Here is a 12,021-nt window from a genome sequence, read left to right as displayed (position 1 = left end):
CGCGCGTCGGGCGCGGCGAATCGATTGCTCTGACTATGCCACGGATGAGCTCAAAAAGTGACGGCGGGCGCATTCGCGGGTTGGTTGGCATCGGCGTGGATGCCGTCACGGGGGCTGCGCTGGATCACAAGCCAAATCCGGTGATCGTCACCCTGCAACCCGTCGCGCCGACGCCTCCGCGCGCGGCGAAGCCGCGGCCGCCGAAGCGGCCGCCTCCTCCTCAGAGCTGAGGGGCGGCAGATCGCCTCAGCATGAGTTTCCGCTGAATGCCCATGGCGATGCCCGCCGGCATTCCGACCGGCACAACCACGCGGCCCAGGTCCCGATCATCCGTTTTTCCCAGCATTGTTTGTGGGGAGGGGATGTAAAGCCGTTCGGGAGACCCCGGGGCTCACGCACAGTCCCCGCCTTTGTGACTTGATGTCACGGAAGGGGTTGGCTTACCTGTCCTCAGGCATTGGAATCCCGGAAAGGTCCGATGTCCCGCTCGATCAGGCCGGCAGCCGGGGAAGGCTCTCTAAACATGGAAGATTTTACGCGCGCTTTGGCTGACTTCGTGCGCGATCATCAGGTCTGGGCCGCTCCCATCGTGCTCCTGCTCGCATTCGGCGAATCGATCGCTTTCATCTCGCTGGTTGTCCCGGCCTGGGGGGCTTTGGTCGCGATCGGTGCGCTGATCGGGGTCAGCGGCATCAGCTTCTGGCCGGTGTGGCTGGCCGGCGGGATCGGCGCTGCACTCGGCGACTGGCTCTCTTATTGGTTTGGCTTCCGATACAAGGAACACGTCGCCGAGATGTGGCCGTTGTCGCGCTACCCGGGGATCCTGGAGCGCGGCGAGGCGTTTGTGAAGGACTGGGGCGTACCCAGCATTTTCATCGGGCGCTTTTTCGGGCCGCTGCGGGCTTCGGTGCCTCTCGCGGCCGGCATATTCGAGATGCCTTACTGGCAATTTCAAATCGCCAATTTCGTATCCGCGCTGGTCTGGTCGGCGGTGCTGCTGTTGTTTGGCGACGTGATGGCGCTGATCGCCGGATGGCTGTGGCGGGCGGTATAGGGCGGCATTCCGCCCGGCCGGAATAAGGCGGGTGCGGGGGTGTTAGCCCCCTTGAATGCCGTGCGTTGCGCCCGCTCCGGCGGCGCGCGGAACACGGGTAAGAGCGCCCGGACATTATGCCTAGAAGCGGGGAATTCTGCAGTCATCGTCTCACTGGGAGGACACTATGGAACTGACACGACGTCACGCGCTTGCCGGCGCCGCAGCTCTCGCGGCTTCACCCTTGCTGCAAGTCCGGAATGCCGAGGCCGCCGCACCCGCCGCGGGCAAGCAGGCGCCGGGCGTCTACCGCTACAAGGTCGGCGACTTCGAAGTCACCGTCGTTACCGATGGGACCCGGTCGGGTCCGCTCCCCGATACCCTGGTCAAGAACGCCAGCAAGGACGAGGTCAATGCCGCGCTCCAGGCATCTTTTCTGGAAAAGGACAAGTTTCCCTTCTTCTTCAATCCCGTGGTGGTCAACACCGGCACGAAATTGATTGCCATCGATACGGGGAATGGTCCGGCGGCTTACGAGACGAGCAAGGGATGGGTCGGCCAATATCACACGAATCTCGCGGCGGCCGGAATCGACGCCAAGACCATCGACATGGTGGTGATCTCGCATTTCCACGGTGACCACATCGGCGGCCTCGTGACCGCGGACGGAAAGCCGGCCTTCGCGAATGCCGAGATCCTGGTGCCAGCAGGCGAGTGGGCGTTCTGGATGGATGAGGGTAACGCCAGCCGCGCGCCCGAAGGAATGAAAGGTGCCTTTGCCAACGTTCGCCGCATCTTCGGCGCGTTGGGTGGCAAGGTCACGCAATACGAGGGCGGCAAGGAACTGATAGCGGGTATCCAGGCCGTGGCGACCCCCGGCCATACGCCCGGCCACACTTCCCACATCGTTTCGTCGGGGTCGCAGAGCGTGGTCGTCCAGGCCGACGTAACCAACCTGCCGCAACTATTCGTTCGCAACCCGGGATGGCACGCCTCGTTCGACATGGACGGGCCGAAGGCCGAAGAGACGCGGCGAAAGCTCTACGACCGCCTGGTCGCCGACAGGATGATGGTCCAGGCCTTCCATTATTCGTTCCCGGCCGCCGCTTATATCGAGAAGGACGGCAACGGCTATCGGTACAATCCGGTGGCGTGGCAGCCGGTGCTGTAGCCGCCGCCGAGGAACCGGGCAGGCCGTCCCGTGCGGGCGGCCTTGTCTTTCGGCTTGACCGTATTGCAGCGCGGCCTTATAGCCCGCGCCCATGATCAACGCTGCGACCATCCTGACCGCTCGCCGCCGTCGCACTTTCGCGGTATGGGCGGACGTTTGCGTCTGAGATTGTCGCCCCTGCCGCCGGATCCGGTCCGCGGCATCTTCTTTTACTGCAGCGTGATCTGACCCGGCGGCTCCCAACGTCAAGCCGGAGTCCGAAGATGTACACGCCTCCCATGTTCAAGACCGATCGCGCCGCAAGCCTCGCCTTTGCGGAAGCGCGCGGATTCGGCACGGTCTGCGCGTGGAACGGCTCGCGGCCGGTCGCGTCCTCGCTGCCGTTCTTTCTCACCTCGGCCGACGACGGTACGCCGCAGGCTATGTTTCACGTCGCGCGCCATAATCCGCTGGCGAGCCTTGCGGACGGGGCATCGTCATGGCTGATGGCCGTCAACGGCGCCGACGCCTATGTGTCGCCGGACTGGTACGCCTCGCCGGATCAGGTGCCGACCTGGCTTTACAAGGCCGTGCATCTCACCGGCACCGTGCGGCCCTTGTCCGGCGATGAACTCGGCCGGCATCTCGACACCCTGAGCGCCAAGTTCGAAAACTGGCTGGCGCCGAAACCGCCATGGCTGTCCTCGAAGATGACGGCCGGCCGCCTGGATGCGATGAAGAAGGCGATCGTGGGTCTGGTCATGACGGTCGAAGAAGTCGAGGGCAGTTTCAAGCTCAACCAGCACAAATCCGACGCCGACCATCTGGCGATTGCCTCGGCGCTGACGCAACAGCACGATGCGGCCGCACGGACAATCGGAGACCAGATGGTCGCGCTGCGGCCGCAGTTGAACTACATGTCATCATTGAATGTCAGTATCCCCGCGGATGGAAGGAACGCGCCATGACCGTCTCCGACACCCAGCCGAAAGGCCAGCTCCCATCCGCCGGCGCCTCGAAGAGGCCAGCCGTCTTCGTCGACGGTGCGTCCGGAACGACGGGCCTCGGCATTCGCGAGCGCCTTGGCGCTCAGAACGACGTCACGGTGAAAAGCATAGCTGAGGAAAAGCGCAAGGACGCGGCGGCAAAGCTTGCGCTGATGGAGGAAGTGGATCTCGTCATCCTCTGTCTGCCCGATGATGCTGCGAAAGAAACCGTCGCGCTGATCGACAGCATGGGAGGCAAAGCTCCCAAGATCCTGGATGCCTCGACGGCGTTTCGGGTCGCTAGCGACTGGACCTACGGCTTCCCGGAACTCGCGCCGGATCAGGCGGACAAAATCCGGACGGCGCGGAAAGTCTCAAACCCCGGCTGCTATCCGACCGGCGCCGTGGCGCTGCTGCGGCCACTCGTCGATGCCGGTCTTGTGCCGGCGGACTACCCGGTCACCATCAATGCGGTCAGCGGCTATTCGGGCGGTGGCAAATCCATGATTGCAAGCTTCGAAGACGGCACGGCGCCGGCTTTTGAGCTCTATGGCCTCGGCTTCGAGCACAAGCACGTGCCTGAAACCCAGCTTTACGCAAATCTCGCGCGCCGGCCCATCTTCGTGCCGTCGGTCGGCAATTACCGACAGGGCATGCTGGTGTCGGTGCCTTTCCATCTCGACACACTTCCGGGCAAGCCTGATGGTGCGGATCTCCATGCCGCGCTGGCAAAGCGCTACGGCGGGAGCAAATATGTCTCGGTCATGCCGCTCGACAATGCGGCTGCAAAAAGCGGACGGCTCGAGCCGGAGGCGCTCAACGAGACCAATATGCTCGAGCTCTACGTATTCGCGAGCGAAAAACACCGACAGGCGCTTCTCGTCGCGCGTCTCGACAACCTCGGCAAAGGCGCATCGGGTGCGGCGGTGCAGAACATGCGTTTGATGCTGGGGTTTGCCGAAACGTAAGGCAGGGCATACCACGCCGTTCCCTGATTTGAGGAGTTACCGTGGACGAGGATACGCTCCGGTTCTACCGCAGCAACGCGCGAGCCTATGCCGCGCGCGAGATCGCCAAGCACACACGCGGCTGACCCGCTTTCTCGCGCTGCTGCCTCCGGGGGCGACGATCCTCGAACTCGGATGCGGCGCCGGCGCCGATTCCGCGCAAATGCTGGCGGCGGGATTCGACGTTCGCCCCACCGACGGTTCGCCGGAACTGGCGGCCGAGGCATCGCGCCGGCTCGGGCGTCCGGTCGAGACGCTGCTGTTCCATGACCTCGACGAGCTCGAAGCCTATGACGGCGTCTGGGCCAACGCCTGCCTGCTGCACGTGCCTCGGCCCGAGCTTGCGCAGGTGCTGACCCTGATCTGGCGGGCGCTGAAGCCCGGCGGCCAGTTCTACGCCAGCTTCAAGGCCGGCGAGGAAGACGGCCGGGATACGCTCAACCGCTACTACAATTATCCGTCGCCGGAATGGCTGCGCGCCACTTACTCCGGCGCCGGCAGCTGGAGTTCGCTGTCGATCGAGCAGGGCGAAGTCAGAGGCTTCGACAACGAATGGGCCGAGATGCTGTTCGTGGTGGCCCGCAAGAGCCTCTGACCCCCTCTGTTCTCACAGCAGCTTGAAGATCGCCAGCGCCAGCACGGCTTGCGCAAAGAAGCCGACGGTGAAGGCGAGGGTGCGGAACACCGGCAGGCCGAGGGTGTAGACGATCAGGTGCGCGACGCGGGACCAGAAATACACCGCGCAGGCCAGAACCGTCCATTTGGTCGAATAATCGATCGAGTTGAGGATCAGCACCAGCGGCGCAAAGATGATGAGGTTCTCGACCGCATTGTCATGCGCGAACATCATGCGATTGGCCCATTCCGCATGCGGCTTGTCGTTGCGCGACGGATTGGCCATCGCGCCCATGAGGCCGCGCACCTGGCAGCGGTTGAGCACGTACGGGATCCACATCAGCCCCGTCAAAATCACCGTCAGCGTCAGCCAGAACAGTTCGCGCGTCATGGTTTCCCCCTCACTCAATTTCGAATCCCGGGCGGGACGGCTGATTTATAACCTAAGCTGGTACCGTTGCGCTACGCGCGAACCCGGACGTAGCTGCCCGGCGCGTCCTCGATCGGCGGCAGCGCGTCGCTGCCGACCTGCCGCGCCGGCACCGTCTCGGCATCGATGCTCTCGAGCCATTGGCGCCAGTCCGGCCACCACGAGCCCTTGTGCTCCTGCGCGCCCTTGAGCCAGTCCGCGAGCGTCACGTCCCTGATATTGTCGTTGGTCCAGTACTGATATTTGCCCGACGCCGGAGGGTTGACCACGCCGGCGATATGGCCGGACCCGGAAAGCACGAATTTCACCGGCCCGCCGAAGAATTGCGAGCCGTACAGCACCGAATCCGCCGGCGCGATGTGATCCTCGCGGGTTGCCAGATTGTAGACCGGCACCTTCACCTTCGACAGGTCGAGCAGCGTGTTGTCGAGCACCATGGTGCCGGCCGACAGCCGGTTCTCCAGGTAGCAGTTGCGCAAATAGTAGGAATGGTTCGCCGCCGGCATCCGCGTCGCATCCGAATTCCAGTGCAGGAGATCGAACGAGGAGGGCGGCTGTCCCTTCAGGTAGTTGCTGACGACATAGGGCCAGATCAGGTCGTTCGAGCGCAGCATGTTGAAAGCCATCGCCATCTTGCTGCCTTCGAGCACGCCCGCCGCCCGCATGTCGCGCTCCAGCGCCGAGATCTGGTCTTCGTCGACGAATACCAGGAGGTCGCCGGCATGGGTGAAGTCGACCTGGGCGGCAAAGAAGGTGGCGGATGTCACGCGTACCCGGCGCTTTTCCGCAAGCCACGCCAGCGTCGAGGCGAGCAGGGTGCCGCCGACGCAATAGCCCGCGGTGTGAACCTTCATTTCGCCGGTCACCTTCTCGATGACGTCCATCGCCGTCAGCGGGCCTTCCTTCATGTAGTCCTCGAAGGTTTTCTGGCCGAGCTTCTTGTCCGGGTTGACCCACGAGATCACGAACACGGTGATGCCCTGATCGACGCACCACTTGATGTAGGATTTCTCCGGCTTGAGATCGAGGATGTAGAACTTGTTGATCCATGGCGGCACGATCAGAAGCGGCGTGCGCAGCACGGTTTCCGTCGAAGGCTGATACTGGATCAGCTGCATCAAGTCGTTCTGGAAGATCACCTTGCCCGGCGTCGTCGCCATGTTGACGCCGACCTCGAGATTGGAGGGGTCGGACTGCCGGATCCGCAGCGTGCCGCGGCCGGCCTCTATGTCCTCGGCCAGCATCTTCATGCCGCGCACCAGGTTGCCGGCGTTGGAGGTCAGCGTCTCGCGCAGCACTTCCGGATTGGTGAGGACGAAATTCGACGGCGCCAGCGCGTTGGTGATTTGCTTGACGTAGAACTCGGCTTTCTTGCGGGTGTGCGGATCGAGGCCTTCGGCGTTTTGCACCAGGTCCTGCGCCCACTGCGTGGTCAGCAGATAGAGCTGCATCACGAAATCGAAGAACTGGTTCGATCTCCACTCCGGGTCCTGGAAGCGCTTGTCGCGCGGGGAGGGTTGGATCGCAGGCGCCGCCTGTTCGCCGGCCAGCCGGCGCACCGACGAGCCCCACAGATCGAGATAGGCCTTGGCGATCTTGGCCTGCAGGTCCGCCGATCGCTCGTTGTCCGACAGCCAATATTCCGCGACCGCGGTAAAAGTCTTGATCAGCTCGTTGAGTTCACTCGGCGGCTTGTCCTTGGCTTCGCCGTTCTCGCGCGGCTTCAGATAGGCCGCGAGCGCCTGGCCACTGCTCTCCAGCGCCTTCGCAAGGTTCATGGCGAAGGCTTCGGGGTCGAACTTCCTCGCAGCCTGGGTCTCGGTCGTGACTTCACTCATGGGCGGACACTATCGATTCATTTCAAGTTCGTCACCGCGCGCAATCGGCGCGGACGGCTTTGCGGTTAACCTTCCGCACCCGCGCTGTTGCACTGCGATAGAATTTCTTGGTTCCGACATATTGAGGCCCCAACGCTCCGTTTTGTTGTTTCGGCTCTAATCGTTTCGGGCGACAATGGTTTGAACGATTAGGCCAGATCAGAGGAACTAGACGTTATGGCGCTGCAAGGCTCATACCAGCGGCTTAACAGCTGACCGGGGATGTTCAAACGGATGACGGCCAATCGGCACATGAGGGCGATTGCAGTGGGAGCGCTGTTGCTGTCGGCGCTCGCGCTCAGTGGCTGCTCGACGTCGATCGCCGATCTGCCGCTGGTCGGCACCCCGGCCGATGCACCGGCGCGGCCGAAGGAAGCCGGCGCCTACCTCCCGGTCCATGATCTGCCTCCCGATCGCGAGGAGGCCGCGCTGCCGCCGGCCGCGCAGGCCCAGATCCAGCGCGAATTGGCCGCTGCTCGGGACCGGCAGGCCTCCGCCGCCGCGAAAAACTCCGCCGCAAAGTGAACAAGTGCGCGCTATTACGGCTGGCGCAGCGGCGCTTGCGTGGTAAAACAATCCCGATTTAATGGTTTGGCGCGGAATTTGGCCTAAATCATTGATTGAGCGTGCTTTCTGCGCGGAATCGAGTTCCGCTGCAAGCTACGCTGGCGATCCCTGCCCGACCCGCTTCCGGAGCTATGAGACCGATGGAAGAATTTTACCGCATCCGCCGTTTGCCGCCTTACGTGTTTGAGCAGGTCAACCGGGCCAAGGCGGCCGCGCGGAATGCCGGCGCCGATATCATCGATCTCGGTATGGGCAATCCCGACCTGTCGACGCCGCCCCATGTGATCGAAAAGCTCAAGGAAACCTTGGGCAAGCCGCGGACCGACCGCTATTCGGCCTCGCGCGGCATTACCGGCTTGCGCAAGGCGCAGGCCGCCTATTACGGCCGTCGCTTCGGCGTGAAACTCAATCCGGAGACCCAGATCGTCGCCACCCTGGGCTCGAAGGAGGGGTTCGCCAACGTCGCGCAGGCGATCACCGCACCCGGCGACGTCATTCTGTGTCCCAATCCGAGCTATCCGATCCATGCCTTCGGCTTCCTGATGGCCGGCGGCGTGATCCGTTCGGTTCCATCGGAACCGACCCCGCAATTCTTCGAGGCGGTGGAACGCGCCATCATCCATTCGATCCCGAAACCGCTGGCTCTGGTGGTCTGCTATCCGTCCAATCCGACCGCTTATGTCGCGAGCCTCGATTTCTACAAGGATCTGGTCGCGTTCGCGAAGAAGCACGATATCTTCATCCTGTCGGATCTCGCTTATGCGGAAGTCTATTTCGACGACAACAACCCGCCGCCCTCGGTGCTGCAGGTTCCCGGCGCGATCGACGTGACCGTGGAATTCACCTCGATGTCGAAGACGTTCTCGATGGCCGGCTGGCGGATGGGCTTTGCCGTCGGCAATGACCGCATCATCGCCGCATTGGCGCGGGTGAAATCCTATCTGGATTATGGCGCGTTCACGCCGATCCAGGTGGCCGCGACCGCGGCATTGAACGGTCCGGACGACTGCATCCGTGAGATGCGCGAAACCTACCGCAAGCGCCGCGACGCGCTGGTCGAGTCATTCGGCCGGGCAGGGTGGGATATCCCGCCGCCGGAAGCCTCGATGTTCGCCTGGGCGCCGCTGCCCAAGGCATTCCGCGACGTCGGCAGCATGCAGTTCGCGACCCTGATGGTCGAGAAATCGGGCGTGGTGGTGTCGCCGGGGGTCGCCTTCGGCGAGCACGGCGAGGGCTATGTCCGCATCGCGATGGTGGAAAACGAGCAACGTATCCGCCAGGCCGCCCGCGGCGTGCGCCGCTTCCTTGAAAGCGGCATTGAAACGTTGCACAACGTGGTTCCTCTCGCCAACCGGCGGTAGGCATGATCCCGAAAAGTGGACTTCCAATTTTCGGACCAGATCATGCTTAGTTCAAGTCTCCTCGGCAGGTCTTCTTCCTCATGGTCGCACCCCTGAAAGTGGGTATTGCGGGGCTCGGCACTGTTGGCGCCGAAGTCGTCCGCCTCATCGAAGAGCAGAGCCGGACGCTGTCGGCGCGCTGCGGACGCGGCGTGCGCGTGGTCGCCGTCACCGCGCGTTCCAAGGTGAAGAAGCGCAAGCTCGACCTGCGCGGCATCGAATGGGCCAGGAGCCCGCTGGCGCTGGCCAGCGATCCCGGCATCGATTGCTTCGTCGAATTGATGGGCGGTTCCGGCGATCCCGCGCTGTCGGCGATCGAGGCGGCGCTGAAATCCGGCAAGTCGGTGGTGACCGCCAACAAGGCGCTGATCGCCAAGCATGGATTGCGCCTGGCCCATGCCGCCGAAAAACACGGCGGCGCGCTGAATTTCGAGGCGGCGGTCGGCGCCGCCATTCCGGTGGTCAAGACCCTGCGCGAGGGTCTCGCCGGCACCGGCATCAATCGCGTCTACGGCATTCTCAACGGCACCTGCAATTACATCCTGACGAGGATGGAACAGGAAGGGTTGTCGTTCGCCGAATGCCTGAAGGACGCGCAGCGCCTCGGCTATGCCGAGGCCAACCCGTCGTTCGACGTCGATGGCCACGACACCGCGCAGAAGCTTGCCATTCTGGCCAGTCTCGCCTTCGGCACCAAGGTGGCGCAGGGCGCGGTCTATGTCGAAGGCATCTCCTCGATCGCGCCGGAAGATCTGCGCGCCGCGGAAGAGCTCGGCTACCGCGTCAAGCTGCTCGGGGTCGCGGTGCGCACCGCCAAGGGCATCGAGCAGCGCGTGCATCCGACCATGGTGCCGAAGACGTCCTCGATCGCGCAGGTGATGGGGGTCACCAACGCCGTGACCATCGACGGCGAGGGCATTCCGCCGATTACGCTGGTCGGTCCGGGCGCCGGAGGTGCAGCGACCGCGTCCGCCGTGCTCGCCGACATCGCCGATGTCGCGCGCGGCATCCGCGCCAAGCCATTTGGCCGGCCGGTCGACAAATTGCGCGCGACCAAGAAGGCGCCGATGGAGCGTCATGAGGGCGGCTACTACATCCGCCTGATGGCGCGCGATCTCGCCGGCACCGCCGCCACCATCGCTACCCGGCTTGCCGAGCAGAAGATCTCGCTGGAGTCGATCGTGCAGCGCCATCCTGACGGCGTTGGCGCCAACGGTACGGCGAAGAAGGCTTCACCGGTTCCGGTCATTCTGATTACCTATGCCACCAGCGAGGACGCGGTCTATCGCGCGCTGGAAGCGGTCCAGCGCGACAAGGTGATCAGCGGCCGGCCGCAGGTGATACGGATCGAAAAGAACTAGCGCGGCGTCCGCACGGACGGCGCGCGATATGCGTGGTTGCGGGTTTTTGGGACCCGCTGTGAAGTTTAAGGAGTTCGCCGATGTCGACCCATATTTCCGTTCCGCCGCAGCTGCTGCTGGAGCGCATCCTGACGCTCGAGATCGTGCGGGTGACGGAGCGCGCGGCGGTGTCTGCAGCCAGGCTGCGTGGCCACGGCAACGAGAAGGCCGCCGACCAGGCCGCCGTCGACGCGATGCGGCGCGAGCTCAACAAGTTGCCGATCGAAGGCACCATCGTGATCGGCGAGGGCGAACGTGACGAGGCGCCGATGCTGTTCATCGGCGAGAAGGTCGGCATCAATGCCGGGCCGCAAGTCGATATCGCCGTCGATCCGCTCGAGGGCACCACGCTGTGCGCCAAGAACATGCCGGGGGCGATCGCGACCATGGCGATGGCCGATGGCGGCACGCTACTGCACGCGCCCGACGTCTACATGCAGAAGATCGCGGTCGGCCCGGGCTACGCCAAGGGCGTGGTCGAACTCGACGCATCGCCCGCCGACAACGTTCACCGCCTCGCCAAGGCGAAAGGTGTGCCGCCGTCCGCGATCACAGTGCTGGTGCTCGAACGCCTGCGTCACGCCGACATCATCAACGGCGTGCGCTCGACGGGCGCCGCGGTGCGCCTGATCACCGACGGCGACGTTGCCGGCGTCATCCATTGCGCTGATCCTGACAATACGGGCGTCGACATGTATATCGGCACCGGCGGCGCGCCCGAGGGCGTGCTGGCGGCGGCGGCGTTGCGGTGCATCGGCGGCCAGATGCAGTGCCGGCTCATTCTTGACAACGAGGAGCAACGTGAGCGCGCCCACAAGATGGGCGTCAGCGATCCGCGCATGATTTACGGCATCGAGGACATGGTGAAGGGCGACTGTTTGTTCGCCGCCACCGGCGTTACCGACGGTTCGCTGCTGTCGGGAGTCAAGTTCCGCAAGGATGTGATCCAGACCGAGACCGTGGTGATGCGTTCGGTCACCGGCACCGTGCGCTACATCAAGGCCGAACACCGGCAGCTCGAGAAATTCCACCTCGATTGAAGGCGCTGACATGGCTGGCAATGTGGTGATCCGGCCGATCGGCGAAGACGAGCGTGAAGCGTGGAACCCGCTATGGGCGGGTTACCTCACCTTCTACAAGACGGCGCTGGCACAGGACGTCAGCGATCTCACGTGGACGAGGTTTCACGATCCGGGCGAGCCGATGTTCGCGCTGGGCGGATATGTCGACGGCAACCTGGCGGGGTTCGCCCATTACCTTTTTCATCGTTCGACCTGGGCTCCCCACCGATACTGTTATCTGGAAGATCTGTTTGTCGCGGAATCGGCGCGGGGCAGAGGGCTCGGACGGGCACTGATCGAGGCGGTTTACGAGAAGGCCGGGGCGGCGAATTCGAGCCGCGTCTATTGGCTTACGCAATCGAGCAACACGCAGGCGCGCGCACTCTACGACACGGTCGCCGACAATCTCGGCTTCATCCAGTACCGCAAGGTGCTCTAAGTAACGTCATTCCGGGGCGGCCCGCAGGGCTGAACCCGGAATCTCGAGATTCCGGG

The 12,021-nt window shown here is 63.7% G+C and carries 11 protein-coding genes and 2 pseudogenes; 11 read left to right on the top strand and 2 right to left on the bottom strand.

What is annotated here, in order from left to right:
- Positions 1-77 precede the first annotated feature (77 nt).
- The 6 genes and pseudogenes from KMZ29_RS26745 to KMZ29_RS15740 all read left to right on the top strand — a co-directional run.
- Positions 78-230: pseudogene (locus KMZ29_RS26745) on the top strand (translation initiation factor 2); the annotation flags it as partial.
- 293 nt (positions 231-523) lie between these two features.
- The gene (locus tag KMZ29_RS15760; RefSeq protein ID WP_215624289.1) at positions 524-1,054 is read left to right on the top strand and encodes a DedA family protein; all 531 of its coding nucleotides are present in this window, start codon (positions 524-526) and stop codon (positions 1,052-1,054) included.
- Positions 1,055-1,220: 166 nt separating this feature from the next.
- Positions 1,221-2,204 carry an MBL fold metallo-hydrolase gene (locus tag KMZ29_RS15755; RefSeq protein WP_215620111.1) on the top strand — a complete coding sequence of 328 codons (984 nt, stop codon included), beginning with the start codon at positions 1,221-1,223 and terminating at the stop codon, positions 2,202-2,204.
- A 263-nt stretch (positions 2,205-2,467) separates the two neighbouring features.
- Positions 2,468-3,151: an FMN-binding negative transcriptional regulator gene (locus KMZ29_RS15750; RefSeq protein WP_215620110.1), complete on the top strand. Its 684-nt coding sequence runs from the start codon at positions 2,468-2,470 to the stop codon at positions 3,149-3,151.
- Positions 3,148-4,137, top strand: coding sequence for an N-acetyl-gamma-glutamyl-phosphate reductase (gene argC / locus KMZ29_RS15745; protein WP_215620109.1), 990 nt, complete (start codon positions 3,148-3,150; stop codon positions 4,135-4,137). Before KMZ29_RS15750 ends, argC begins: the two co-directional genes overlap by 4 nt.
- A 41-nt stretch (positions 4,138-4,178) precedes the next feature.
- Positions 4,179-4,771: pseudogene (locus KMZ29_RS15740) on the top strand (class I SAM-dependent methyltransferase).
- Between the two features lie 12 nt (positions 4,772-4,783).
- Here the strand turns inward: KMZ29_RS15740 and KMZ29_RS15735 are convergent.
- Both KMZ29_RS15735 and KMZ29_RS15730 read right to left on the bottom strand, forming a co-directional pair.
- Positions 4,784-5,182 (bottom strand): MAPEG family protein, encoded by a 399-nt coding sequence (locus KMZ29_RS15735; protein ID WP_215624288.1) that lies wholly within the window; start codon positions 5,180-5,182, stop codon positions 4,784-4,786.
- 71 nt (positions 5,183-5,253) lie between these two features.
- Positions 5,254-7,059, bottom strand: coding sequence for a PHA/PHB synthase family protein (locus tag KMZ29_RS15730; protein ID WP_215620108.1), 1,806 nt, complete (start codon positions 7,057-7,059; stop codon positions 5,254-5,256).
- A gap of 273 nt (positions 7,060-7,332) precedes the next feature.
- Here KMZ29_RS15730 and KMZ29_RS15725 point away from each other — a divergent pair, with 273 nt between their 5' ends.
- The 5 genes from KMZ29_RS15725 (at position 7,333) to KMZ29_RS15705 (ending at position 11,965) form a co-directional block, all read left to right on the top strand.
- Positions 7,333-7,623 carry a hypothetical protein gene (locus tag KMZ29_RS15725; protein WP_215620107.1) on the top strand — a complete coding sequence of 97 codons (291 nt, stop codon included), beginning with the start codon at positions 7,333-7,335 and terminating at the stop codon, positions 7,621-7,623.
- A gap of 182 nt (positions 7,624-7,805) precedes the next feature.
- On the top strand, positions 7,806-9,026 hold the full coding sequence (locus KMZ29_RS15720; protein ID WP_215620106.1) for an LL-diaminopimelate aminotransferase: 1,221 nt from the start codon (positions 7,806-7,808) through the stop codon (positions 9,024-9,026).
- A gap of 80 nt (positions 9,027-9,106) precedes the next feature.
- A complete protein-coding gene (locus KMZ29_RS15715) occupies positions 9,107-10,426 on the top strand; it encodes a homoserine dehydrogenase (RefSeq protein WP_215620105.1) in 1,320 nt (439 codons plus the stop codon).
- 80 nt (positions 10,427-10,506) lie between these two features.
- Positions 10,507-11,505 carry a class II fructose-bisphosphatase gene (glpX, locus tag KMZ29_RS15710; protein WP_215602113.1) on the top strand — a complete coding sequence of 333 codons (999 nt, stop codon included), beginning with the start codon at positions 10,507-10,509 and terminating at the stop codon, positions 11,503-11,505.
- Positions 11,506-11,515: 10 nt separating this feature from the next.
- Complete coding sequence (locus KMZ29_RS15705) at positions 11,516-11,965, top strand: GNAT family N-acetyltransferase (protein WP_215620104.1); 450 nt, start codon at positions 11,516-11,518, stop codon at positions 11,963-11,965.
- The last annotated feature ends 56 nt before the right edge of the window (positions 11,966-12,021 follow it).

Source organism: Bradyrhizobium sediminis (assembly GCF_018736085.1).
In the GTDB taxonomy this organism is placed as follows: domain Bacteria; phylum Pseudomonadota; class Alphaproteobacteria; order Rhizobiales; family Xanthobacteraceae; genus Bradyrhizobium; species Bradyrhizobium sediminis.
This window is presented reverse-complemented; position numbering and strand designations above follow the sequence as displayed.